This window comes from Psychrobacter cibarius, from assembly GCF_904845955.1.
GTDB lineage: Bacteria > Pseudomonadota > Gammaproteobacteria > Pseudomonadales > Moraxellaceae > Psychrobacter > Psychrobacter cibarius_B.
Genome location: NZ_CAJGYX010000001.1, coordinates 666,623 through 693,428, shown reverse-complemented (window position 1 = coordinate 693,428; position 26,806 = coordinate 666,623). Strand labels below are relative to the sequence as shown.

21 protein-coding genes and 1 pseudogene are annotated in these 26,806 nt (G+C 43.8%); 9 read left to right on the top strand and 13 right to left on the bottom strand.

All coding sequences use genetic code 11. From position 1 onward, the window contains the following. Positions 1 to 281: 281 nt before the first annotated feature. Positions 282 to 1,250, bottom strand: coding sequence for a c-type cytochrome (locus JMV76_RS02715; RefSeq protein ID WP_226950204.1), 969 nt, complete (start codon positions 1,248 to 1,250; stop codon positions 282 to 284). Then, positions 1,250 to 2,626 carry a cytochrome c gene (locus tag JMV76_RS02710; RefSeq protein ID WP_227675911.1) on the bottom strand — a complete coding sequence of 459 codons (1,377 nt, stop codon included), beginning with the start codon at positions 2,624 to 2,626 and terminating at the stop codon, positions 1,250 to 1,252. The genes JMV76_RS02715 and JMV76_RS02710 overlap by 1 nt, the downstream gene beginning before the upstream one ends. A 254-nt stretch (positions 2,627 to 2,880) precedes the next feature. Here JMV76_RS02710 and JMV76_RS02705 point away from each other — a divergent pair, with 254 nt between their 5' ends. Both JMV76_RS02705 and JMV76_RS02700 read left to right on the top strand, forming a co-directional pair. Next, positions 2,881 to 4,986, top strand: a complete 2,106-nt coding sequence (locus JMV76_RS02705) for a PhnD/SsuA/transferrin family substrate-binding protein (protein ID WP_087815045.1) — start codon at positions 2,881 to 2,883, stop codon at positions 4,984 to 4,986. A gap of 36 nt (positions 4,987 to 5,022) precedes the next feature. Next, the gene (locus JMV76_RS02700) at positions 5,023 to 5,700 is read left to right on the top strand and encodes a response regulator transcription factor (protein ID WP_176393072.1); all 678 of its coding nucleotides are present in this window, start codon (positions 5,023 to 5,025) and stop codon (positions 5,698 to 5,700) included. Between the two features lie 100 nt (positions 5,701 to 5,800). On the opposite strand, the gene JMV76_RS02695 is transcribed toward JMV76_RS02700, so the two are convergent. The 6 genes and pseudogenes from JMV76_RS02695 to JMV76_RS02670 form a co-directional block, all read right to left on the bottom strand. Continuing rightward, on the bottom strand, positions 5,801 to 6,595 hold the full coding sequence (locus JMV76_RS02695) for an ABC transporter ATP-binding protein (protein ID WP_201501517.1): 795 nt from the start codon (positions 6,593 to 6,595) through the stop codon (positions 5,801 to 5,803). 31 nt (positions 6,596 to 6,626) lie between these two features. Next, positions 6,627 to 7,526, bottom strand: coding sequence for an ABC transporter permease (locus tag JMV76_RS02690; protein ID WP_045446789.1), 900 nt, complete (start codon positions 7,524 to 7,526; stop codon positions 6,627 to 6,629). Between the two features lie 430 nt (positions 7,527 to 7,956). After that, positions 7,957 to 8,997: an ABC transporter substrate-binding protein gene (locus JMV76_RS02685; RefSeq protein ID WP_087815043.1), complete on the bottom strand. Its 1,041-nt coding sequence runs from the start codon at positions 8,995 to 8,997 to the stop codon at positions 7,957 to 7,959. Between the two features lie 160 nt (positions 8,998 to 9,157). Further along, the gene (locus JMV76_RS02680; protein WP_193009397.1) at positions 9,158 to 10,210 is read right to left on the bottom strand and encodes an ABC transporter substrate-binding protein; all 1,053 of its coding nucleotides are present in this window, start codon (positions 10,208 to 10,210) and stop codon (positions 9,158 to 9,160) included. 313 nt (positions 10,211 to 10,523) lie between these two features. Then, positions 10,524 to 12,636, bottom strand: a pseudogene (metG, locus tag JMV76_RS02675) (methionine--tRNA ligase). A 398-nt stretch (positions 12,637 to 13,034) separates the two neighbouring features. Beyond that, entirely contained in the window at positions 13,035 to 14,450 is a 1,416-nt protein-coding gene (locus JMV76_RS02670) for a GntP family permease (protein ID WP_201501516.1), read from the bottom strand. 347 nt (positions 14,451 to 14,797) lie between these two features. Here JMV76_RS02670 and JMV76_RS02665 point away from each other — a divergent pair, with 347 nt between their 5' ends. The 7 genes from JMV76_RS02665 (at position 14,798) to dcd (ending at position 22,388) form a co-directional block, all read left to right on the top strand. Further along, positions 14,798 to 15,511, top strand: coding sequence for a CoA transferase subunit A (locus tag JMV76_RS02665; RefSeq protein WP_201501515.1), 714 nt, complete (start codon positions 14,798 to 14,800; stop codon positions 15,509 to 15,511). Between the two features lie 175 nt (positions 15,512 to 15,686). Then, the gene (locus JMV76_RS02660) at positions 15,687 to 16,316 is read left to right on the top strand and encodes a CoA transferase subunit B (protein ID WP_201501514.1); all 630 of its coding nucleotides are present in this window, start codon (positions 15,687 to 15,689) and stop codon (positions 16,314 to 16,316) included. Positions 16,317 to 16,377: 61 nt separating this feature from the next. Continuing rightward, positions 16,378 to 17,178, top strand: coding sequence for a 3-hydroxybutyrate dehydrogenase (locus JMV76_RS02655; RefSeq protein WP_201501513.1), 801 nt, complete (start codon positions 16,378 to 16,380; stop codon positions 17,176 to 17,178). Between the two features lie 171 nt (positions 17,179 to 17,349). Then, entirely contained in the window at positions 17,350 to 18,702 is a 1,353-nt protein-coding gene (gene mgtE / locus JMV76_RS02650; protein WP_201501512.1) for a magnesium transporter, read from the top strand. A 171-nt stretch (positions 18,703 to 18,873) separates the two neighbouring features. After that, positions 18,874 to 20,097 (top strand): iron-sulfur cluster carrier protein ApbC, encoded by a 1,224-nt coding sequence (gene apbC / locus JMV76_RS02645; protein WP_201501511.1) that lies wholly within the window; start codon positions 18,874 to 18,876, stop codon positions 20,095 to 20,097. 436 nt (positions 20,098 to 20,533) lie between these two features. Next, positions 20,534 to 21,676 (top strand): DUF2804 domain-containing protein, encoded by a 1,143-nt coding sequence (locus JMV76_RS02640; protein WP_201501510.1) that lies wholly within the window; start codon positions 20,534 to 20,536, stop codon positions 21,674 to 21,676. Positions 21,677 to 21,812: 136 nt separating this feature from the next. Further along, on the top strand, positions 21,813 to 22,388 hold the full coding sequence (gene dcd, locus JMV76_RS02635; protein WP_011513914.1) for a dCTP deaminase: 576 nt from the start codon (positions 21,813 to 21,815) through the stop codon (positions 22,386 to 22,388). Positions 22,389 to 22,667: 279 nt separating this feature from the next. Here dcd and JMV76_RS02630 read toward each other — a convergent pair whose 3' ends face one another. The 5 genes from JMV76_RS02630 to petA all read right to left on the bottom strand — a co-directional run bounded on the left by JMV76_RS02630 (position 22,668) and on the right by petA (position 26,697). Then, entirely contained in the window at positions 22,668 to 23,105 is a 438-nt protein-coding gene (locus JMV76_RS02630) for a ClpXP protease specificity-enhancing factor (RefSeq protein ID WP_045446801.1), read from the bottom strand. A gap of 253 nt (positions 23,106 to 23,358) precedes the next feature. Continuing rightward, on the bottom strand, positions 23,359 to 23,973 hold the full coding sequence (locus JMV76_RS02625; RefSeq protein ID WP_201501509.1) for a glutathione S-transferase N-terminal domain-containing protein: 615 nt from the start codon (positions 23,971 to 23,973) through the stop codon (positions 23,359 to 23,361). Positions 23,974 to 24,168: 195 nt separating this feature from the next. Beyond that, positions 24,169 to 24,885, bottom strand: a complete 717-nt coding sequence (locus tag JMV76_RS02620) for a cytochrome c1 (protein ID WP_045446804.1) — start codon at positions 24,883 to 24,885, stop codon at positions 24,169 to 24,171. After that, the gene (locus tag JMV76_RS02615; RefSeq protein WP_173936707.1) at positions 24,885 to 26,090 is read right to left on the bottom strand and encodes a cytochrome b; all 1,206 of its coding nucleotides are present in this window, start codon (positions 26,088 to 26,090) and stop codon (positions 24,885 to 24,887) included. The genes JMV76_RS02620 and JMV76_RS02615 overlap by 1 nt, the downstream gene beginning before the upstream one ends. A gap of 22 nt (positions 26,091 to 26,112) precedes the next feature. Then, the gene (gene petA, locus JMV76_RS02610; RefSeq protein WP_045446807.1) at positions 26,113 to 26,697 is read right to left on the bottom strand and encodes a ubiquinol-cytochrome c reductase iron-sulfur subunit; all 585 of its coding nucleotides are present in this window, start codon (positions 26,695 to 26,697) and stop codon (positions 26,113 to 26,115) included. Positions 26,698 to 26,806: the final 109 nt, after the last annotated feature.

Sequence of the window (26,806 nt, the reverse complement as noted above, 5' to 3'; positions counted from 1 at the left end):
TCGTGGTGAGTTATAAGTATTACAATAATTAATTATTATACTGGATTCAGGCGCATATTATGTAATTTAAACATTGAAAATGATGCGAAATTCACCGCCACCCTAATGTCGGATGGCGTCCTCTTTCGCGGGTTTGATAGATAACAAAAAAACCTTTAAGAAAAATGCATTTTCTTAAAGGTTTATCGTGTCAATGCTCACTCACAAGCGAGCATAGAATGATGTCTGCTAAGTGAAGTCCTCTTAAGTAAAGTCTTTATAAATACCGTCTTCTTAAGATATCAGTAACGCGCGTCTTTAGGTTTTTTACCATTTGGCCAATCATTGACCTTACCAGCAAAGTCAGGGCGCGGCTGATGAGTAAAGAAGTGCGCCACATCGACGGCATCTTGATCGCTCAGCACATTTCCGTGACCCCATAAGCCTTTGGTCTGAATACCCATGGGCATGTTGTATTTTACAAAGGCTGCCGCCTTGTAAGTACGTGCCATACCAGCACCGATATTAAAGGATTCATCGCCCCACAGTGGCGGGAACACGATATCGCCGCGACTGTCTTTGATGCCTTCGCCATTATCACCATGACAAGTTGCACATTGAGCTTTATAAATTTGTTCGCCGCGGACAGGGTCTGGGGTTAATGATTCATCCACTTTACCCGTATTTTGGATATCGACTTTTTGCTCTTTTGGGGTGTTTTGCGATAGCCACTTCATATAAGCCAACATTGCCAGCATTTCAGGGGATTCAGGTTTCAACGGTTTGCCATTCATTGAGCGCTGGAAGCAGCCATTAATACGTTTGGTTAAATCAACTTCCTTACCAGATCGTGGCATCACGCGCGGATAGAAGTTATAACTATTGATGTACGGATCACCCAGTGGAATTTTACCTTGTGAAATATGGCAGCTGTTACAGTTCATTTGCGCGCCCACATGCTCTGGCAGTAAGCGCTTAGTTTCGTTTAATAAGCGTTTACCATAAAATATCTCATCAGCATTTGGTTCATCCAAGATAGCCGTATCTTGCGGCAGCACATAAGTGCCGATATCTTCGTTGGCATCATCAGTGGTGACTAAGCCGTACTCAGGTGCATTCTGCTCGATAGGCTCGGGCTGCGAGCAACCACTACTGATAGCGGCGATACTAAGCGCTGAAGCAGTAAGGATAGCGGTGGTTAAGTTGCCTATGGTCATTTTTTGAGAGATAACGCGAGCAATAGTAGGCAAGTTGAGTGGAGATTTTTTCATTATTTTGCTCCTTTTGTTTGCGCGTCAATACTTAAGTCTGGAGCAATATCCGTACTGGTTTTTGGTTTTTTGGCGAGGAAAGCCCGCATTTTTACCACGTCATTGACATCGATTTCAGGCGCTTGGTTGGTCCAGCTATTGCGGACATAATTGACCACTTCTGCCACATCTGCATCGCTAAGATTGCTGAATTCAGGCATAGTAAATGCCATACGGTCATGTGGAGTTTCAGGCATACGACCACCGCTCAAGGTAATCTGTAAGACCGAATCGGCATTGTTAGAATAAACCGCACTATTGCCATCAAGCGCTGGGAAAATACGCGCGACTCCTTTACCATCGACACGGTGACAAATTTGGCAATATTCGGCGTACAAAATCGAACCGCGCGAATCATAGTCACCATCTAGTAATTTTTGCGTAGTGATGTCTTTTTTCGCAGGCAGTGTGGCTTCTTTGTTTGGTGCTGGCGTTAATGTTTTTAGATAAGATGACATGGCGTTGATGTCGTAGTCGGTCATATACTGGGTGCTATGCTCAACCACTTCGGCCATGGCACCAAAGGCAGCAGTGGTATCAGTACGACCAGTTTTGAAGAAGTCATTTAATTCTGCAACCGTCCAAGTGCCAAGTCCGCGATGCTCACCGCGGATACTTTTGGCGCGCCAACCATCGATGATGGCACCGCTCAAATACTTGTTAGAATCTGCATTACTTAGAGCGATTTCTTGAAAGCCAATACCGCGCCCAGTATGACAAGAGCCGCAGTGCCCAGGACCTTCGACTAAGTATTGACCACGAGTCAATAGTGCGTCGTCTGTCTCAGGGACAAAGTCACGCTTGCGATCAAATAAGACCTGCCAGTATGCCAAGGGCCAGCGCCAGTTTGCTATCGGAGGTAGCTCGCTTTTTAGATTGGCTTGCTTGACGGCTGTGACATCGGACATAAAGAAGGCGTACATCGCGGCTAAGTCTTCTTCTGGCATGAGCTGGTAAGAGGGATACGGCATAGCAGGATATAAGGCTTTATTATCACTGCGTACCCCATGCTTAACGGCATTTTTAAAGTCGGCGAAACTGTAGTTGCCGATGCCAGTTTCTTGATCGGGTGTGATATTGGTCGAGTAAATTGCCCCAAGTGGCGTTAGCATAGGCAGACCGCCTGCATAAGTCTCGCCATCGAGCGTGGTATGACACGCAATACAGTCAGCAGTGCGAGCGATATATTCGCCCTGCTTGATGAGAGCAGGATCAGTGATATTGACCTCGATATCGTTACTGCTGGTGCGCATATTTGGCAGTAATTTCCCAATAATAAAGGCAACCACCAGCCCGATGATGGCTGCTATTATTATAATCAGTGGCCATTTTTTCATAAGCCCGCCCTCCATAAGATATTTTTACCAAGCTTATAATTCATCACCCATATTTCATGAGGTGTATTAATCATTCTTATTGAAATCAAAATTGAAATCGAATATTTGTGACTTAAGCTCAGCGAATTAAAAGTTACACGACTGTCATCTAGTATAGGGTAGCGGGTAATATTGTGATATTGTGGAAAACCACATTATGATTAAGGTTTTTAATTATAATGTACGTTTGGTAGGTCAGATATAAGGCTAGGTGTATGCATAAAAAGTCTAAAATTTGGACTATCTTAAAGGCTTGTTTTATTACCGTGGTAGCATGGGCTGCTTGGTTGCCGCTATCTAATGCCACCGCCCAGACTTACTATTTGGGTGTGCTGGCACCGCAAGGCGAGACAGCCGCACAAAATCGCTGGCAGCCGTGGCTTGACGAGCTTAATGATCAGTTATCAGATGACACCGTGATATTGGTACCTTTGGCGCTGGAAAATTGGCAACAGCAAATAGAAGCACAGCAGTTTGCGCTAGTGCTTGGCCCGCAAGTGCAGTTTATAAAAATGAATACTATCAGATGGCGCTGGCTGGCTACCTTACAAACAGAGACGGCTCAATTAAATAGCAATGCGCAAAACGCTCGTGATAAAAGTTCTCGTGATAAAATTTTTAGCAATCAAGGATTTGATGCTGAGGGTATTAATGGGCAACAATCGCAAAATCAGCTATCGACGACAGTCACCCTCGCCAATGAATTTAATAAGCTAAATGAATATACGCCATTAAAACAGCCGAGTGCGATGGAAGAGGTCGCCAGTGCTTTATGGGTCGCTGCCGACAGTGATATTTATCGTTTGCAGGATTTGGAGCAACGTCATATTGCTGCCGTCGACACTGACGCATTTGGCGGTTATTTATTGGGCGCACATTTATTACAGAAAAATGGCATTACGCCAAATCACTATCAAACACAGTTTGTCGGTTATCCGATAGAGCGCACTTTGCATGCCTTGGCTAGTGGCAAAGTAGACGCTGCCATTACGCCGCTTTGTTTGATGGAGGATATGGCAAGGCGCGGTCAAATCAATGACAAGCAATACCGTCTCATTCATCCAGTCGCCACTGTATCCAGCTGCCACTCTTCAACGAAAATATATCCAAATTGGACACTGGCAGCGACCGAGCAAGCGCCAGATGCTTTGGTGCGCCAGATCAATCAACATCTATTTGGCAAGCGTCAATTAGAGCAGCGCTGGTTACCAGCAGAATCAAGTAGCGATGCTGAGCGCATCCTTTATGAGATGAATCGCCATCCCGCCCAAAAGCAGCTGAGCGCGCATATGATCGACTGGATAAAGGCGCATCGATTATGGATGGCTGTGATTATTTTGGTTGTCCTGATATCGACAGTAAATTATGCTTGGATGAGCTGGCTGGCATGGCGGCGGCAAAAAAAGATAGTGCGGCAAAATAGACTAATCCGTGATTATGATCAGCAGTTACACCAATCAGAGCGCTTTGCGGTCATCGGTGAGATGAGCGGTGCTATCGCTCATGAAATCAATCAGCCGCTGGCAACCATTCAAAATTATGCGCAAGGATTATTGATACGCAGTCAACATGCAAGGTTGTCTAAAAATGCTATCGACATAACGCCACTTGACAATGCGGCAACAGAGAATGCTCTACAGCAGATTGTCAATGAAACAGAACGCGTCGCTGCTGTGGTGACTAATATCCGCCGCTGGGCTGGACGGTCGCAAGCGAATGAAACTCGTGTCGATATCGCAGCTATCTATCAACAGTGCATCTTATTATTGGGTGAGCAAGCAGTAGGTGTCAATTTTTGGCTGGCAAGTGATTATCAGCATTTAACCTTGCCAAATTTATTATTAGATCAGTTACTGATAAATAGCATGACCAATGCTGCACAGCAAGGGGCGACCAATATCATGCTACGCTGTCAGGCAGAGAGGTATAATAATAAGCAATGGTTGGTATTGCATCTAAGCGATGACGCTGGCGGCTTTGATCAAACTCAGCTGAATAGGCAGCACCTACCAGAGAGCCTACCCAGTCAATATGCTACCCAGTCTACGAAAACAGACGGTCTAGGATTAGGACTGATGATATGTCAGCGCTTATGCAAGTCGCTGGGCGGTATGATGCAGCTAAACAATATTGATGTCGAGCATGAAATTGAGCAAGTTTACCAAGTAATGAGCAGCGAGCAGCACCGCTTTAAACGTAGCTTAAACGGTAAAATCCAACTGCTACAAACCAATGCTAACTATCAGCTGTCAAACACGGTGGGCGCACAAATATCTTTTTATCTGTCATTATCTTTAGCGAATAATGACGAAAAACTCTAATGAATATCAATAATGTATTTAGCCATAAGGTCACATATGACGTCTAATCAACTCTCAAATGAGCCTACGTGCTGGCAAGATGAAAGCAGTCATCTGTCTGACGATTTATCAGGCATTACGCCAGAATCGCTTATCATTCATATCATTGACGACGAAGAAAGTGTGCGCATGTCCTGTGATTTTTTGATTAGCAGCTTAGGGCTATCGACCCAAGTGTGGGCAAGTGCTCTGATATTTTTACAGCAAGTCAATATCTATCGTCCAGCAGTGATTGTGAGTGATTTGATGATGCCAGAGATGAGTGGTCAAGCGCTACAAGTGCACCTTAGTCAACAGGACAGCCCTATGGCATTGATAGCGCTAACGGGAAATGGCGAGATTGCTGATGCTGTCAATATGCTGAAGCAAGGTGCGGCTGACTATCTGGAAAAACCGATTAATAGCCGCCGGCTACAAGAAGCGCTTGCGCGTGCGCAAGACCTCACTCTAAAACGCGCCACGCTTTATGATATTAAAAATCTTTATGCGCAGCTGACCGATAAAGAAAAGCAGGTCGCCAATGAGTTACTGCAAGGCAATCTGAATAAAAATATCGCCAACCATTTAGATATATCGGTCCGCACGGTAGAGGTGCATCGCTCACAAGTGATGAAAAAAATGCAGTCACAACATGTCAGTGAGTTGATTCAAAAGTTAGTATTGCTTGATGCTTAAAAATTAAGACAGTCGTATCAATTAAAGCAGTCATAAAAAAACGCCTGATATTAAACAGACGTTCTATTTTTTCAAGAGTTGAAGAATTTTGCTAAGTTATTTAACTCAATATCAAGCTATCATCTTCGACTTTTTCGCCGCGAGTTTGCTCAAACATATCAAGTAAGTCATGTACAGTCATGCCTTGACGTTTATAGCCAGCCACATCTAATACCACTTGTCCTTGATGTAACATCACTGTTCTGGTGCCATGCGCCAATGCCTGCTGCATCGAGTGGGTAACCATCATCGTTGTAAGCTGATTGTCCGTTACAATTTTATCGGTCAATTCTAAAACGAAAGCAGCAGTCTTAGGGTCGAGGGCAGCAGTATGCTCATCAAGCAATAAAATTTTGGAAGGTTGCAATGAAGCCATCAATAGGCTAACAGCTTGACGTTGACCACCGGATAACAGACCCATACGGTCGGTCAGACGATTTTCTAGCCCCAATTTTAATACTGATAATTTTTCGCGAAATAAATCACGGTTATTTTGGTTGAGTGCAAAGCTCAAACCACGTTTGCCGCCGCGCTTATAAGCCAGCGCCATGTTTTCTTCGATGGTTAATGCTTCACAAGTCCCCGCCATCGGGTCTTGGAAGACACGAGCCACCCAATGGGCGCGTTGGTGCGCGGTCTTTTTGGTGACATCGATACCATTTAATAAGATTGAACCGCTATCGACGCGCGTGGTACCACTGACCGCATTTAAAAAGGTTGATTTACCCGCGCCATTGGTACCGATGACAGTGACAAATTCACCATCAGCGATGTTGAGATTGATACCGCGTAGGGCAGGGTTTTCAATGGGCGTTCCAGGATTAAAGGTCAACCGCAAATCTGTAGCTTGCATCATAATAATTATTCCTTATGGTTGCACATTGACATTAAGCCCGAACTTTACGACTTAAAAATTTATTTTTAGCTTTTGGCAATACCAAGGCAAATACGACGAGTAGCGCTGTAATCAAGTTTAAATCTTGCGGACCAAAACCAATACTACGGAGCGTATCGCTCGATAGCGCCACCTGAATAAATAGCTTGTACAGCACCGCACCGACGACCACGGCAAAGGTAATCAGCCAAATTCGCTTGGCAGGAATGATGGTTTCACCGATGATGACCGCTGCCAAACCGATGACAATGGTACCAATACCGATCGAGATATCTGCGCCACCTTGAGTCTGCACAAACAATGCACCTGCTAGAGCAATCAAACCATTAGAAATCGCCATACCAATGATGGTCATCCATGAGGTATTGATGCCTTGCGCCTGTGCCATGCGGAGGTTGGAACCCGTCGCCCGCATCGAAAGACCCGTTTCGGTACTATAGAACCAGTTTAAAAATAACATGGCAGCTATCACCACGACACCAATAATTAGACAGCGCATCCAATAACCGTTGCCATCAGTGACCAAGGTGCTAAAGACCGTGGTTTCACCCAATAATGGCAAGTTCGGCGCACCCATAATCCGTAAATTGATAGAATATAGTGCGACCATCACCAAGATACTGGCAAGTAGTTGCAGGATGCCAAGTTTGACGTGTAGCCATGCCGTAACAATACCAGCGACTGAACCTGCCAACATACCAAAAGCACAGGCAAGCCATGGGTTGACACCAGCGATGATAGAAATACCAGCGACAGCGCCACCTAGTGGAAAACTACCGTCAGCGGTCAAGTCGGGGAAGTCGAGGGTGCGAAATGAGATCAGCACACCAAGTGCTACTAGGCCATAAATCAGACCGCTTTCAAGTGCACCAAAAAAAGCAATTAAAGACATAAGAGATCAGTAAGTCATAACCAAGCGTTTAGCAACTAACGTTCTAATATCGATTCATAGAATGAGTGCGTGATATAGATCAGCGCTGTCTCATCTATACGTCAATTTTAGCTAAACGACTAAGCGGTGAATTTAACAGATTAAACAATCTGCGGTTAGGGTAAACCAAAACATGTCACGATCAACAGCTATCATAAGCTACCTAGGTTCAAAGCTTTGATTAAAAAAAGGGCAAATTTAGAAATGACGCAAATACTTTATATTTAATCAATGTGGTTTAAATAAGAAGCCCAGCCTACTGATTCATAGCTGGGTTTCTGATGTTAAACATTTAGCCTCATCGCATAAAGGTAGATGACGGCTGACACCAAATCCATCAAACTCGATATCTACCTTATGATAGCTGTAATGAGCTAGCTATAAAAGTGCGTTATTCTACCACTTCTTTTGCTTTATCGATAACCGCTTGTGACAAAGTAATGCCTTCTTCTTTGGCATGCTTTGGACTAACGTATAGATCCAACATTTGCGGGGTGTAGACAGGAATAGCGCCTGCTTTTTCACCATTTAAAATACGTACCACGATTTTGCCTGTTTCGCGACCAAGCTCGTAGTAATTCACGCCCAATGCAGCAACGGCACCACGCTCAACTGAGCTAGTGTCAGACGCAATCAGTGGGATTTTGCTCTCTTTAGCGACTTGATATAGTGATTCGTAAGCCGATACGACGTTATTATCGGTTGAGGTATAGATCATATCGACCTTACCTTCGAGGCTACGTGCTGCCATCGCAATATCAGTACTACGCTGGGCAGGCGCTTCGAGTACATTGATACCTAGTGGTGTCAGTTTTTCTTTTAAGTTTTTCAAGATAATCGTTGAGTTGACTTCGCCTGGGCTATAAACATAGCCGACATTCTTCAGGCTCGGGATGATTTGACGCATCAATTCAATTTGTGGCTCATAAGGCAGGGCATCAGAGCCGCCAGTGACATTGGTGCCAGAGCCATCTAGTTTGGTCACTAGTTTGGCGGCAACTGGGTCAGTGACTGCTGAGAATACTAAAGGGATACTGCTAGTAGCAGCAGCTACTGACTGCGCTGATGGAGTACCAATCGCAACGATAACGTCTGAATTGTCTGCGACGAATTGCTTAGCAATCTGTCCAGCAGTGGCAGTGTTACCCTGTGCGCTTTGGAAATTAACCTTTAAATTTTCACCATCCTTAAAGCCTGCTTCATTAAGCTCGTCGATAACGCCCTTACGGACGTCATCAAGCGCTGGATGTTCGACGATAGCTGTGATTGCGACAGTCTTCATAGCCGTGGCTGCATCGCCAGTCGCAGCTGTATCAGTGGTGCTGGTATCTTGTGCTGATTGATTACAGCCAGTCAAGATGGCAGTACAAACGCCACCTAATAATAGTGCTTTACTAAAGTTAAAATGACCAAAACGATTTTGATACAACATGGGTCTCACTCCTGAAAATAATAATGTGTCCGTACATTATTTAATTTATAGATAAAAGGTATAGATGGATAAAGGGTAAAGCGAGCCATCTATATAGAAGGCTAAATGTTATTTTTCAGTGCTACTTGTCAAAACTATTTATCCGTATTATTTATCCGTATTATTTATCCGCACTCTGCGCTTGTTTGTCGATATTAATGGCATTTTTTAGCAGCTCATCAGTCAGGCTGAAGCCTTGCTCAGCCGCATGTTTCGGGCTTGCATATAAGGTTAAAGTATTCATCACTTCAGGCTTAACGCTACTAACTGCTTCGCCATTTAAAACACGATACACCATTTTGCCTGTGGTACGACCAAAGTCATAATCATTGACACCAAGTGCCGCAGTTGCACCACGTCGCACACTGAACTCGTCTGAGGCAATGACAGGAATATCAAGCTCATTGGCAGCACCTGCCATCGCTTCAAAGGCGGATACCACATTATTATCTAGTGAGGTATAAATCACATCAACACGACCAGCAAGGCTACGAGTCGCCATCGCCACATCCGTTGGGCGATTGGCGGTTACGTCTAATATCTTAAGCCCACGCGCAGGCGCAGCTTTTTTTAGTTGATTGAGTACCACCACCGAATTGACCTCACCTGGACTATAAACATAGCCAATGGTTTTTGCATTAGGCGCAATTTTTTGAATATTGTCCAGTTGCGGCTCGATAGGTAGCTCACTAGACAGTCCTGTCACATTAGATTGGATAGGCGTATTGTTCTCATTAATGAGCTTTGCCGCGACAGGGTCTGAAATAGCCGTATAAATAACCGGAATCGTCTTAGTTGACGCAACGATAGACTGAGCTGATGGCGTCGAGATTGCCACGATGGCATCTGGATTGTCTCCTGCAAACTGCTTCGCAATCTGACCTGCTGTCGCTGTATTGCCTTGAGCACTTTGAAAATTAATGGTTAGATTTTGGCCTTCAACATAGCCATTATCTGCCAACTCATCAATAATGCCGCGACGCATCGCATCTAACGAAGGATGTTCGACGATTTGAGTGATGGCTAATGTCTTGGCAGGCTTGTCAGAATCTGCGGCGGCACTTGTATCTGTCGTTGCAGCAGTGTCGGTCGTGTTTGAGCAGCCAATTAATCCAAGCGCGGCGCTCATAGCAGCACCGAATAGGCTGAAGCGTAAAGTAGTAGCAAAGGTCATTTTATTGGGGCTCATAGGTTAGAGAGTGCAGGTTACCCGAGTCAATGTTATGTGCATGCTGAGATAACGGGCTAACATCAAAGTAATCAATCCATTGATCATTACGTCCATATTATGACAGTAATGTAACTTATGGCAATAAGAAATTAAAACGCGTTTGTCATTACCTCTGTAAAGAACGTACTGAATCAATATTCATCGATATTATCTTCTATATAAGCACTGATTTTGGCGATTGACCAGCGATAGTTTTGGGACAATAAAAAAGATGCCCAGCTGGACATCTTTTTTGTTTGTTGAGTAAGCCTAACTATTAAGCAAGCACATCGCCAATCACGCAGTTGTCAGGTAAAGTAACCACTGTCAGCTGAGTTTTTGGATTGCCAGTTGATAGCACCATACCTTCTGAGACACCAAACTTCATCTTACGCGGGGCAAGATTGGTCACGCAAATGACCTTTTTATCTAGCAATTGCTCAGGCTCATAGAACTTACGGATGCCGCTAAACACATTGCGCGGTTTGTCTTCGCCAACGTCCAAGGTAAATTGTAAAAGCTTATCTGCGCCTTCGACATGATTGCAGGCTAGAACGTGAGCGACTTTCATCTCAACTTTGGCAAAGTCTTCGATGCCGATATAGTCAGTTTGCTCAGTATTTGTCTCAGCATCTATATCAGTAGCAGCTTCTTTTGCTGGCTTATTATCTTTTTTAGCAACGGCTTTGCTAGCCACAGGAGCAGCAGCTTGAGCCAAAGATTCTTTTGAGGCCTCAACCATCGCGGCAACGTCTTTTTCTTCTATACGCTGCATCAAAGGCTTGAACTTATTGATCTTGTGCCCCAGTAGCCACTCATTACGGCTGGCAAAGCTTAAGTCGTCAATGTTCAAAAACGCTTTGGCATTGGCGGTTAGCTCAGGCAATACTGGCGCAAGGTAGACCATCAGTTGACGGAAGATATTAATCGCGACCGAGCAAACATCTTGAACTTCTTGCTCTGCGCCTTCAACCTTAGCAAGTGCCCATGGTTTTTTCTCATCGATATATTCATTGGCTTTATCAGCACATTGCATAATCAAACGCATGGCACGCGAAAACTCACGGTTCTCGTAAGCGGCAGCAATCTCATCGCCCGTTTTGGTAATATCTTCTAATAAACTTGGCTCAGCGCAGACTTCTGTGAGCATGCCGTCGTACTTTTTGACCAAGAATCCAGCACTGCGGCTAGCGATATTGACCACTTTACCAACCAAGTCAGAGTTAACCTTTTGCATGAAATCTTCTAAATCAAGGTTGATATCTTCGACTTTATCAGACAATTTACTAGCAAAATAATAACGCAGGTATTCAGGATGTAAGTGATCAGCATACGTTTCGGCTTTAATAAAAGTACCGCGTGACTTACTCATTTTTTCGCCATTGACCATCAAGAAGCCATGAGCAAAAACACCCGTTGGTGTACGGAACTCACTACCAGCAAGCATAGCAGGCCAAAATAGCGCATGGAAATAAACGATGTCTTTACCGATGAAGTGATACACCTCGGTTTTATGCTCGTTTTCTTGCATCCAATAACGGTCGAAATCAAGCGCCTCGTCTGTACCTGCGCGCTTATCGCATAGGTTTTTGAAACTCGCCATGTAACCGACTGGCGCATCTAGCCATACATAAAAATATTTGTCTGGCTCATCGCTTGGGGTATTTGGAATCTGAAAACCAAAGTAGGGCGCATCACGGGAAATGTCCCACGTTGCCAGACCTGCTTCAAACCATTCTTGTAGTTTATTGGCGACCGATGTTTGCAAGCGATTGTCACTACGCGTCCAATCTTTTAAGAATTGCTCAAATTCAGGCAAATTAAAGAAGTAGTGCTTGGAGGTTTTTAGAATAGGCGTGGCATCTGATAACGTTGAATGCGGGTCTTTAAGATCCGTTGCATCATAGGTCGTACCGCAAACTTCACAGTTATCGCCGTATTGGTCTGCCGCTGCGCATTCAGGGCAAGTACCCTTGACAAAACGATCGGCTAAAAAATAGCTGTTTTTCAGGGTCAAATAATTGTTCGACATCTTTTGTACTGATATGCCCAGCATCATTCAAGCGACGATAAATCAGCTCAGAAAAATGCTTGTTTTCTTCTGAGTGCGTGGAGTGATAATTGTCAAAGTTAATCAAAAATTTGGCAAAATCTGCTTCATGCGACGCTTTCACCGCGGCAATTTGTTCCTCCGGTGTGACGCCATTGGCTTCTGCTTTGAGCATGATTGCCGTACCGTGTGCATCGTCTGCGCAGACATAAGTGACCTGATGGCCTTGCGCTTTCATGGCACGTGCCCAAATGTCGGTCTGAATATATTCTACAAGATGCCCCAAATGGATATGGCCATTGGCGTAGGGCAGCGCACTGGTTACTAGAATCTCACGCACTTTTATCACCTATATTTTTATATAAACGGGTTGGTTATCAAACGTCTTAAGCGGTTTTGAGCTATTAGACGCGATACTATTAATATCAAACTATCAATGCTAAAACGTATTAAGCAAATAAAAATTTAAAAAAGTGTGCCTATGATACCGTAATTCGGCCAAATTTGTGACATTACCTGAGTAATTAATATAGTCGCTAATAAAGCGATTAACTCTATACGGTATATAGAGTGTCAATCAATTATGAGAGATAAATAGTCGGTTGTATTTAGAGGTAGTAATGAGAAAGCATGCATAAAAAACCCACCAAGCAATCGCTCAGTGGGCTCTTTGGTATCAAGCAATAATCGTTAAATTTAATTATCTTTAAGGTTTAATAAATGCCTCATTCTAGGATATTAGAACGAGCCAAATATCGTCCCTAAAATGATAACGGCGACCACAGCAATAAGTGGAATCACCATCGTTACCATGGCGACGTTTAGATAGGACTGCTTATGGGTCAAACCACAAATCGCAAGTAAGGTGATGACCGCACCACTATGCGGTAGCGTATCCAAACCACCTGCTGCCATCACAGCAACACGGTGCATCAATTCTGGGTCAATACCCGCTGCGACCGCCATTCTTAAATAGTCTTCACCCAACGTCGATAACGCGATACTCAAACCACCAGACGATGAGCCAGTAATACCAGCCAGCGTAGTCATCGCCACCGCTTCTGAGATTAAAGGATTGTCAGGTGTTAGATTTAAAATACTATCACGAATGATGAGGAAGCCTGCTAGCGAGGCGATAACCGCGCCGTAGCCAACTTCTGAGGCAGTATTAAAAATCGGCAGCATCGAATCATAAGTACCACGGTTGATGGTTTTTTGCAGATTATTCCAATGACCGATACGTAGCAAAATTAACACCGCACAGGCCGCGACTAACGAGATGATTATTGACCATAAACCCAGTGAGCCTGCGATATTTAGATCAGGAAACTGAGCTTGTAAGCCGCTAAAATCCACTGATGGGAAGACAACGTAAGTTAATAAAGCATTTAAGCCAATGACCAACACCAGTGGAATCATAGCAATAGTAAATGAGGTGTGATGCGTATTTAATACCTCAGTTTCTTTTTTGGCTGCGCCAACGCCGCCCACATCCTCTTCGTCATGCTGACCATAGCCTTCGCCTGCTGCATTGGCTTTTCTGGCGCGTGATTGTAGCCATAACCAACCACAAATAAACATGATGGTACCGCCGATAATACCCAAGATAGGCGCGGCAAAAACGTTGGTATTATAGTAAGGAATCGGAATGGCGTTTTGAATGGCGGGCGTACCTGGTAATGCCGTCATCGTAAAGGTGAATGAGCCTAAGGCAATCGCTGCCGGAATCAAGCGCTTTGGAATATCTGCCGCTTTAAACAAGTCTTTGGCAATTGGGTAAATAGCAAATGCCACGACAAATAATGAGACGCCACCATAGGTTAAAATGGCACAAACTAAGATAACCGCTAAGATGGCTTTGCTGGCACCAAGCTTTTCGACCACGGTTTTGGCAATCGCAGTCGCCGCACCAGAGTCTGCCATCAAACGCCCAAATAGTGCACCCAGCAAGAATATAGGGAAAAACTTAAGTAAAAATCCACTCAATGCGCCCATAAACACATCGGTATAGGCAGGAATCGTGCTTAAAAAATCACCTGATAATAGTACGGCTAATGTCGCCATAATCGGTGCTAATATCAGCACGGAATAACCGCGATAAGCAAAAAACATCAATAATAATAAAGTAATGACAATAGCAAAGGTACTAAACATGATCGCCCTCCTTGGCAAAGTTCAGTCAGCGAGTATGCAGAACACAGTGATATTGGTCAATAAAATTACTTAAAATAGGCAATATTTGATATTTTATTAAACATAAATCCTGTCTTAATAAGATATTGACCCATCATATATACCGCTACTGCGCTGGCTTGTATATTCCTATGGTTATTCTCTTCTCGCTACGAGAATAATATGGTAAGTTAGCACAAGATTTTTAATTATTATATATCGATAGAAATTGTATTAGTATAAATATGGAAATATTGAGTGATGTCAGTCACTCATAATCATTGATGATAGAAGTTAATAACAAAAAATAGACTTGCAAGGAGATAAGCATGAGTCAATCAAAAGTATATAGCAGTGCCGAAGAAGCGCTAAAAGGTATCGTCAGCGATGGACAAACCCTCGCTATCGGTGGTTTTGGTCTGTGCGGTATTCCGGAAGCGTTAATCGCCGCATTGCGTGATAGTGGTGTTAAAGGGTTAACTTGCATCAGTAATAACGCTGGGGTCGATGAGTTTGGCTTAGGATTGCTATTGCAAACGCGCCAGATTAAAAAAATGATTTCATCCTATGTCGGTGAAAATAAAGAATTTGAGCGTCAATACTTGGCAGGTGAGTTAGAAGTTGAGTTAACGCCGCAAGGTACTTTAGCGGAGAAACTACGTTCGGGTGGCGCTGGTATTCCTGCGTTTTACACCGCCACTGGCGTTGGCACGCTGGTCGCTGAAGGCAAAGAAACCCGTGATTTTGATGGTCGCACTTATATACTTGAGCACTCATTACGCGCTGACGTGTCATTAATCAAAGCGCAAAAAGCGGACAAAGCGGGTAATCTAATATTCAATAAGACGGCGCGTAACTTCAATCCAGATTGCGCCATGGCAGGCAAAATTACCATTGTTGAAGTCGAAGAAATCGTAGAGACGGGCACGTTTGATCCTGATGATGTGCACCTGCCGGGTATCTTTGTGCAGCGTATCGTCTTGAATAGCAATCCTGAAAAGCGTATTGAAAAAACCACGATTAAGGCCGTTGAAGGCGCTTAGTTAAAGGCTTTATAGGTTTTTTAAAGTGTTAAATTAATAATAGAATATTGTCATACTATTCCTAAAAATTTGAGTAGCAAGGAAAACAAGTGAAAGTGCTACATTTAGTAGACTAAGTGAGTTTCACACCGCTAATCATATTTTTTGGAGTCGTTATAAAAATAAGGAAGTTATCATGGCATGGACAAGAGAGCAGATGGCACAGCGTGCCGCACAAGAGCTACAAGACGGCTATTATGTCAACTTAGGTATTGGACTACCAACCCTAGTCGCAAACTATATCCCTAAAGATGTCGATGTTTGGCTACAGTCTGAAAATGGTCTATTAGGTATTGGCGAGTTTCCAACGGTAGAAAATGTCGATGCAGATTTGATTAATGCTGGTAAGCAGACCGTGACCGCAGAGGCGGGCGCCAGTTATTTTAGTAGCTCAGAGTCGTTTGCGATGATTCGCGGCGGTCATGTTAATCTTGCGATATTGGGTGCGATGGAAGTGTCAGAAAAAGGCGATTTAGCCAACTGGATGATTCCCAAAAAAATGGTCAAAGGCATGGGCGGTGCGATGGATTTGGTCGCTGGTGTACAACGGGTGATTGTCTTAATGGAACAAGTCAACAAACACGGCGAGCCAAAAATCCTTGCCAATTGCGAGCTACCATTGACGGGCAAAGGGGTGGTTGATCGAATTATTACCGAACTTGCTGTACTAGACGTTACTGACAACGGTCTAAAGCTAGTTGAGCTGGCAGAAGGTGTTAGCTTTGATGAGCTACAAGAAAAAACGCCAGTGAGCATTGCTCAATAAGCTTGTTAGATATATTTGGCACAGACCTCTAAAAAACCTATTTGATAATGGACTATAAAATATGGCGACCCAATTACAACAGGATTTGACCGGCAAAGTGGCATTGGTCACAGGCGCTGCCAGCGGTATCGGACGTGATATCGCTGAAACTTATGCGAAGGCAGGCGCAGCAGTTGGTATTGCAGATATTAATCTTGAAGCGGCTCAGAAAACCGTTGATGCTATTGAAGCGGCAGGCGGACGCGCATTTGCCATTGCCATGGATGTAACGTCTGAAGATGGCGTAAATGATGGTGTGCAGCAGCTTGTCGATACCTTTGGTGGTATTGATATTCTTGTCTCCAATGCTGGTATTCAGATTATCGACCCGATTCATAAAATGGCGTTTGAGGATTGGAAAAAAATGCTTGCTATCCATTTAGATGGGGCGTTTTTGACCACCAAAGCGGCGATACAGCATATGTATAAAGATGACAAAGGCGGTACGGTCATCTATATGGGCTCGGTACATTCGCATGAAGCATCCATGTTTAAGGCGCCTTATGTCACGGCAAAGCATGGTTTGCTTGGGCTGTGCCGTGTATTGGCCAAAGAAGGCGCTGAGCATAATGTACGCGCGCATGTAATTTGCCCAGGGTTTGTCAAAACGCCATTGGTCGAAAAGCAAATTCCGCAACAAGCGGCTGAAAAAGGCATCAGTGAAGAATCTGTAGTCAATGATATTATGTTAGTCAATACGGTAGATAAAGAATTCACGACCGTCGATGATATTGCCCAATTGGCATTGTTTTTAGCAGCATTCCCGAGCAATGTATTCACAGGTCAGTCTATCGTTGCCAGTCATGGTTGGTTTATGAATTAACAGCGTGGTGAATTAATGGGTTTGCGGGCTGTTTGATTGATTTAAGAATCATGGGCTTGCTAATAAAAGACCAATCCATTAGCATCTAGTTTTATATTAATTTGAGCCAATTAGATTGGCTCTTTTTTATGAGCGCTTGAATACCGTTTCGGGTCGCACGGAGTAAGTATAATGAATGATAAGGATTTTGCAAAAACGCTTACAGTAACAGTAAGCCGTGCTATCGAGCAACAGCAGTTTGAGCAATCAATCAATCAACTTCAAAATTTGCGCCCGATTGATATTGCCGATGTTCTGGCACTCATGGAGCCAAATCTTGCGTGGCAGCTACTTGAGCATCTGCCCAATCGTTCTACCGTGTTCTCCTATTTAGAAACGGATATTCAGGTTGCACTTGCCTATGTATTTCCTCGGGCTGTATTAGCAAAGATAGTAGGCGAGATGCCCGCAGATGAGCGTACCGACTTATATAAGCACCTCAATCAGGAGCAGCGGGATGCTTTGTTACCCGCATTGGCACAGGCACAACGTGAAGATATTCGTAAGTTATCTGCCTATGAGGAGCGCACTGCTGGTGCATTGATGACGTCTGATTATGCGACTTTAGCTGCTCATATGACTGTCTCTGAGGCATTGGCAGCACTGCGCCTAGAAGCACCTGATGCCGAAACTATTTATCATGCTTATGTGATTGATGACGAGCGTAAGTTATTAGGCGTTGTCTCTTTACGAGTACTTATTTTAGCGGCTCCTGAGCAGCTGATTAATGACATTATGATGAGCACAGTAGTGTCTTGTAATGTCAATGATGATCAAGAAGACGTTGCGAAAGTCGTGGCTCGCTATGATTTAATTGCGCTGCCTATTACCGATGATAGTGGTGCTTTAGTCGGTATTGTTACCCACGATGATGCGATGGATGTGGCGAGTGATGAGGCAACCGATGATTTCCATAAGTCGGGAGGTGTCTCGACCATGGTTGGCAAATTAAAAGACGTCAGCGTTCGAGTGTTATACCGTAAGCGCGTATTCTGGCTAGTGTTTTTGGTATTTGGCAACTTGCTCTCAGGCTTTAGTATTGCAAAATTTGAAGATGTGATTGCCGCCAATTTGGTATTGGTGTTCTTTTTGCCTTTATTGGTCGACAGTGGTGGTAACGCTGGCTCGCAGTCAGCGACCTTGATGGTGCGAGCTTTGGCGACTGGCGATGTGGTCATGCGTGACTGGTTTTCATTATTGGGTCGAGAGGCGGTGGTTGCGTTGATGCTTGGGGCGACGATGGCGGTGGCTATCTCAATCATCGGTTATGCACGTGGTGATGCAGTGGTGTCGTTAGTGCTGGCACTGAGTATGATGTCGGTGGTGATGATTGGTTGTGTGATTGGTATGAGCTTACCTTTTGTGCTTAATAAATTGGGTTTTGATCCTGCCACTGCCAGTGCGCCTTTGATTACCTCTGTCTGTGATGCCTCGGGTGTACTTATTTATTTGTTTATTGCTTCACAGTTTTTGTCTATCGGTTAACGCTGCTATAAAACCTAGTCCCACTAGCGTTGTGGTTTTTTTATAGTGGTAATTCAGCTACACTGTCACTATAAAAGGTCTGGTTAACACGTTCATGAGCGGTATTGTTCACGACAGTATTCGCTCAGTTTTTGCCATGCCCACCCACTTGTATAGGCAGTAATAGTCGCTATGTTTAACTTTATGAAGAAAACCTCCACCAAAAAATCAGAAACACCAGAGCAGCGAGCAGAGCGCGATAGTGCCGTGGACAAGGTGCTGCTTGGTTATGAGGTAGGTACTGTCAGTATTGCCACCATGGTAACGGGGCTCGAGCGTGATGGTGACCAGCTCACCTTAGACTTGCGCCTACCCGTAAATAGTAATCCTGAAATTATCCAACAAGAACTTGGGCAACTGTTACATCCGCACGGTATCAAGACTATTCATATGAATGTTCGTCTGCCCGCACCGACGAAAGGCTCGGGGTCAAGTCTGCCAAAAGCAATGCCAAAAACCACTAATGCCATGGACAATCAACATAAACTAGCGGCAAATACTGATAGCAATACCACTGTTGAACCACCAATTACCAAAGCCGCGCCGACACAAGCGTCACTCGCCGCGCATCCGCGCATTCGTCATATTATCGTCGTGGCATCGGGTAAAGGCGGTGTTGGTAAATCCACTACCACGGTCAACATTGCTTTGGCATTACAAAAGCTAGGCAACCGTGTTGGCGTACTGGATGCCGATATTTATGGTCCTAGTATGCCAACGATGCTGGGCGTCGATAATGTCAAACCTGAGCTGGAAAACGAGCAGTTTGTTCCTATCAATGCGCACGGCATGGCAATGCTATCGATTGGTAGCTTACTCGATGGTGACAATACGCCTGTCGCGTGGCGCGGACCAAAAGCCACTGGTGCGCTGATGCAGCTGTATAATCAAACCAACTGGCCGCAGCTAGATTACTTAGTCATTGATATGCCACCGGGTACGGGCGATATTCAGCTCACGCTAGCGCAGCGTATTCCCGTGACGGGCGCGGTGATTGTCACGACGCCGCAGCATATTGCCTTACTTGATGCGCAAAAAGGCATTGAGATGTTTAACAAAACCAATATCCCAGTACTCGGCGTGGTCGAAAACATGGCACTACATACCTGTAGTAACTGTAATCATACAGAAGCTATCTTTGGTACAGGCGGCGGTGAAAAAATCGCTGAACAGTATCAGGTGCCGCTGTTAGGGCAATTGCCATTGGCCAGTGGTATTCGTGCACAAGTGGATAAAGGTGAGCCGAGCGTATTAGCCGATGATGAGTTTGCGCCGTACTATCTTAGCATTGCCAAAAATATCGAAGCCACTATTAATAAATTCGCTAAGCCTGTCAATGATAAGCGTATTTTTTAATAGTAGTTCTTAGTGATAGTGGAACAGCTTAAGTAGAAAATCGTTAAAGAACTTATATTTTTAACAAGGGAATATTGTGAGCCTATCTATTTATCAATGTCATTTAGACGATATTCCCAAACAGTATAGGTGACTGAAATTATTGCGTCCGCCGATATATGTGGTTGAGCTCTCAAACAATCAACTGATGGCCATTTGCTACTCTAAAGATGGGAGTAGCAAACGGCATCAGAAAATGTGACAGAAAGGTTGGCAGATGGATTGACCAGCATTGAAGTTAAGATGATAACAGCAGCGTTTTTTTTGGCTTCAGGACAGGCAAAAAGAAGAGTGATACATACCACAGTCAGCTATCAAGGACAGATAGTAGCTGTAAATAAACAGTAGCTGTAAATGAATAATACCTTTAGAAAAATTTAGCTAGGATGCTTTAATCATGAATCAAAATCGCAATGAGCAAGATCAGCAACAACTATCTACCAGCAGTAAGCCAGTTGTTCTCAATGAGCTAATTAAAAACGGTCAGCCTACTTTTGGCATCTTTGCTCACGTTAAAAATATCAATTATTTGGACTATCACAGCCATCTAGTCTCACAAAAAACCTTACCAAACTGGCGCAAAGAGTTAAAAGTCAATCAATTTTGCTTTATTCAAATTATCCAGCCGCCTTATCGGGTTTGTCTGGCATTGGCAACGATTAAGTTGGCAACCAGTGCCTTTGTTTATCTTTATAACGATGAGACTGAGCAGCTAGAGGTTTGTGAAGCATTGCAGCCGTTGACACGGCAAACACAGTTAGAAGGCGATTGCTATCAAGGGCAAATGGCATTTACCCATAGTAGTCTCACATTAACATTGGATTTTACGCCTTCACAAATCGCAGTAGCATTGGACAGTAAACACATTACGCTTGATGCGACGCTACAGCGGCAAGCAGCGCCATTAGCAGTCTGCACACCAACGGGCAGGCGTGGCTGGACCTTTACTCAAAAAGAACCGTTAACTGCTCTTTCTGGTCACTTGCTTATTAAAGCCCATTCAAAATTTAACACTGATGCTCAAACCAAACAAATCCACTTTTCCAAAACGACTATCGCCAATCTCGATTGGACGCTTGGCTATATGCGCCACAAGACCAACTGGTTTTGGAGTTGTATCAATAGCTATTTGCCAGATGGTCGTCATTTTGCCCTAAATCTAGCGATGGGCGTCAATGAGACCGGTGTTAGCGAAAATGCGTGCTGGGTGGATGGGCAGATTTATTATTTACCGCCTGTGATGTTTGTCCGTGATGGTTTAAGTTTGCCAGCTAATGAGCAAGATGATAATGCTAAAACCATAAATAATACGCGACAGCCTTGGCGCATCTATCATCAAAACCTAGGCTGGAGCAATGTTGATATTGACTTAACCTTCACGCCGATAACCGTTTATAAAAAGACGGATAACTTTGGTGTGCTTGCCAGTATATTTGAGCAATGGCTTGGCTTTTATAGTGGTGAGATTCGTCTAAAAGATGACGTTATTAAAATCGATAAGACAATGGGCTTAGCAGAAGATCATTTCGCAAAATGGTAGGCGGTTGTCGTATTGATTGTAGATTTATATTAAACGCAGGCAAGCCTATAAATTGAGCGCTCAATTCCGTATAATCGTCGCTATCAAAATACACTTCATATCGTAAATTTTATTTTATAGCTGCTAAGGAACAACAATGTCTATCAAGTCTGACCGCTGGATTCGTAAAATGGCTGAAGAACACGGCATGATTGAGCCGTTTGAAGCGGGTCAAGTACGTTTTAATGATGCAGGCGAGCGTCTGGTTAGCTACGGTACGTCAAGCTATGGTTATGATGTACGCTGTGCGCCTGAATTTAAAGTTTTTACCAATGTTCATTCAGTGATTGTAGATCCAAAAAACTTTGATGAAAAAAGCTTTATTGATGTCATCGGTGACGAGTGTATTATTCCGCCAAACTCGTTTGCGCTAGCACGCACCATGGAATATTTCCGTATTCCACGTGATGTATTGACGATCTGTCTTGGTAAATCAACGTATGCCCGTTGCGGAATTATCGTCAACGTGACGCCGCTGGAGCCTGAGTGGGAAGGGCATGTCACTTTGGAATTTAGTAACACCACCAATCTACCAGCGCGTATTTATGCAGGCGAAGGAGTGGCACAAATGCTGTTTTTCCAAAGTGATGCTGATGACGTATGTGAAACCAGCTATAAAGATCGCGGCGGTAAATATCAAGGTCAACGCGGCGTGACATTGCCAAGAACCTAGGGCGTGTCTTCAATTCACTCGATAGTCCTCTAAATGGGCTAAAAATGGCTAAATCTTGCCAAACATCGTCAAATAGCTGGTTAATATCCCGATATTATCTGCGCTATTTTCCTTGTTTGACGGCAATTTATCTCATTTTTATCACCATTTTTGAAATGAAGACACGCCCTAGTAATCTTACGTGTTAACTAAAAGTGCACAATGATAAATCTTTTAGATTAATCACAAAAAGGCTGACCGTATATAATACGACCAGCCTTTTTTATACCGAAAAATTGACTATTTCAATACTTTTAAACCAGCTTTATTATCACGTTTGGCTTTAGGTGTCGCAGTAGGGCTCTTCTGTGAGCTTACTATCGCATCATCTTCAGGTTGATAGTTGTCATATTCATTGGGGTCAAAAAACATCCCTTGCGAGTTTTCTTTTGCATAAATACCTAATACCGACGTCATTGGTACCCAAATCTCTTGTGACACGCCGCCAAAACGCGCACTAAAATGAATATAATCATTTTCCATACTCATATTACCAGTCGCACGGCTGGCGATATTCAATACGATACGACCATCTTGCACGTGTTCCCTTGGAATCTGTACATTTTCGGCAGTGGCATCAACCATCAGGTAAGGCGTTAGTTGATTGTCTTCTATCCACTGATAAAGCGCGCGCACCATATAGGGACGTGTTGGGGTAATAGAGGTGGTTTCGCTCATCTAAGGGTTTCCTATACTGATAATTTGAAGAAAATAATCTAAAGGTATTTTGTTGTTTTCTATTTTAAGACAGCGGTTAAGCATTGTCTAGGGCGTGTCCTGATTTTGAAAATGGTGATAAAAATTGCAGCCAAACAAGGAAAATAGTACTGATAATATCGAAATATAAGCAAGCTATTTGACACAGTTTGACAAAGATTTAGTCATTTTGGCCCATTTAAGGTTTAATGCCCAGATTGAGGATACACCCTAATTAACGCACACTTTTTTGAAAGCTAGTACGCTCAAAGACCCGCTGTTGATAGTCAAATAAGGGGCGACTAATCGCGCGTGGCAGCTCAATTCCCATTTCTTCAAGTCGCCATAACAAAGGTGCTAACAATACATCACACCAGCCAAACTCGTCTGCCATAAAATAAGGTTTATGAGCAAACAGTGGTGACAAAGTAATCAAAGAATCGCTTAACTGTTTTTTTGCAATAGCAGCTTGTGTTTTATTAAAGCTATTAGGGTGCATGAGTAGACGCTTACCGAGTACCAGCCAATCATGCTGAATACGCCAAGCCAGCTGGCGAAATTGGGCACGCTCTTGCGGGGTATCCGGTAGTAGTTTGTTTGTATGATAACGCTCTTCAAGATACTCAAAGATAACGTTAATCTCATACAGTGCGATTTCACGTTGTTGCAGAACAGGCAAGGTGTGATAGGGGTTCAGCTCGGTTAAATCTTCAGGCCGTTCAGAGTGCAAGCGTGATAGATAATAGGCAAGCTTTTTTTCCTCAAGCAATAGGCGCACTACATGACTGTCGTAGCCGTCATCAGCGTATAAAATCAGCTGACTACTTGGAATGTCGTTCGCATCAATCATGAAAGCCTAATGTTAATAGTAAAGCCTTTCATCGTAAACAAAGTTGCCCTGATTATCAAGGCAAGGTACGTAAACATTGCGGGTGAGCCTTGTTTTAAATTATGGTTCAGTGTTTTATGGTCTTTTAAGAGACAAAAAAAGGCACTACCAGAGTAGTGCCTTTTTTTCGATAAAAATATATTTTTTAATACTTAATTATTTTACATCTTTCCAGAATTCTTTGTTCAATAAGTAAACTGGAATGAGTAATACTAATAAGAATAAAATCACAAAGAAGCCAATCACTTGACGGTCATGACGGTTAGGCTCTGCCATCCACGCCATAAAGTTAACCAAATCACCCACTTCGGATTCAAACTCTTCAGCACTCAGCTCTTCTTGCATATTATGCAAGACATGAGGCATCGCCGCATTGGCAAGTACTAAGTTATTGGCACCCCAAGGACGGCTTGGGTCTTCATAGAAGGATAACAGGTAAGTATATACCCAGTCATCGCCACGTAGTCTGGTCTCAAGTGATAAGTCTGGTGGTGCTGCGCCAAACCATGATGCTTGTACTTCAGGATCAATTTCAGCATTGATATGATCACCGATTTGATCGGTGGTGACCATCAAATACTTTTCGACCAACTCAGGTGGTATCTCTAAATCTTTAGCAATGCGCGAGTGACGAACATACTGTGCAGAGTGACAACCAGCACAGTAGTTCATAAAGATTTTCGCACCGTTTTGTAGCGAGCCCTTATTGGTAAAATCAATAGGAGCAGTACTACAAGCTAAGTGTTCTTCAACACCCTCAGCATTGGTGAATGTGCCACATCCACCGCCACCAGCTGCCAGTGCAGTACCAGCCGTCAAGGTTAATGCCGCGCCTAAGCCTAGACCCGCTAGGGATTTAATTAGCGTGTTCATTAGTGACCTCCGGTAACGCGTTCAGGTGGCTGTTTACACTTCTCAATAGAGGTATAAATTGGCATCAGTAAGAAAAACAAGAAATACAAGACAGTGAAGATACGAGCCATTAATGTTGCTGTTGGTGTCGTTGGCGTCGCGCCTAAGTAACCTAAAACTAAGAAACTAATCGCAAACACGGTTAAAGCAATTTTAGATAAAATGCCTTTATAGCGTATAGAGCGTACAGGCGATCTGTCTAGCCATGGTATCAAGAATAGTACGGCAATCGCACCGCCCATCGCAATCACACCACCCAACTTGTCAGGAACCGCACGTAAAATGGCATAGAATGGCGTGTAATACCATACTGGTGCAATGTGTGCTGGTGTTTTCAATGAATTCGCTGTCTCAAAATTTGGTGGCTCAAGGAAGAATCCGCCGCCTTCTGGGAAGAAGAATACCACTGCAAAGAACAAGATAAAGAAGACCACGATACCAATCATATCATGCACTGTGTAGTACGGATGGAATTCAATACCATCTAACGGCACACCATTTTTATCTTTTAGCTTTTTGATATCAATACCATCAGGGTTGTTCGAACCCACATGGTGTAGCGCTACAATATGCATGAATACTAAGCCCACAAGTACGAGTGGGATAGCAACCACATGTAGAGCAAAGAAGCGGTTTAGGGTGATACCTGAGATAATATAATCACCACGTACCCATTCTGCAAGCCCATCACCAATCACAGGTAGAGCAGCAGGAAGGTTCAAGATAACCTGTGCACCCCAAAATGACATATTGCCCCAAGGTAGTAGGTAACCGAAGAAACCTTCTGCCATCAATGCTAAGTAAATACCCATACCGATGAGCCAAATAAGCTCACGTGGTTTCTGGTATGAACCATATAGCAGTGCTCTAAACATATGCAGATAGACGACCACAAAGAACGCAGATGCGCCAGTTGAGTGCATATAACGGATGAGCCAACCACCTTTGACATCGCGCATGATGTATTCAACAGACGCAAATGCCCCTTCGGCACTTGGGTTGTACATCATGGTCAGCCAAATACCTGTTACCAATTGGTTAACCAATACCACCATTGATAACACGCCAAAAAAGTACCAAAAGTTAAAGTTTTTTGGTGCATAGTACTTTGACATATGGTATTCATAGGTTTCGGTCGCTGGAAAGCGTGCGTCCACCCAATGCATTAACTTTTTACCCATGCTCATATTAAGCCTCCCCAATCGTCAAGATGGTACCATCCATGTTGTAATCTGGGACAGGTAAGTTAAGCGGTGCAGGAACGCCACTATAAACGCGACCCGCCAAGTCATATTTAGACCCGTGGCATGGGCAGAAAAATCCGCCATACCAATCATTACCACCCAAGTCAGCCGCGCCAACATCAGGACGGTAGTTTGGTGCACAACCTAAATGTGTACAGACGCCTTCTACTACCAAGACTTCTGGCGAGATAGAGCGTTCTGGATTTTTACAGTATTCAGGTTGTAATGACGCATCAGATTCAGGGTCAGACAGTAAAGGTTTTACTGACGCTAAAGTCGCTAGCATATCTTCTGTGCGTTTGACCACAAAAATGGGTTTACCGCGATATTTGACAACGATCATCTGTCCTGCTTCGATAGAACCAATATCTTGGGTCACTGCAGCCCCTGCAGCCTCAGCTTTAGCGCTTGGGTACCAAGAACGGACAAAAGGTGTTGCCACAGCAGCTACCCCAGCTGCACCAATCGCGGCAGTCGAGGCAATAAGAACTCTACGGCGTTGTACGTTAACGCCTTCGGCTTGGCTCATTAATACTTCCTCCAGGTGAATGAAATGGGATTATCCCACACTGGGTTTGTGGCTTAGAAAATGTACAATATCAAGCCACTTTGGCTGTGCCTAATTTTGCTAATTGTTG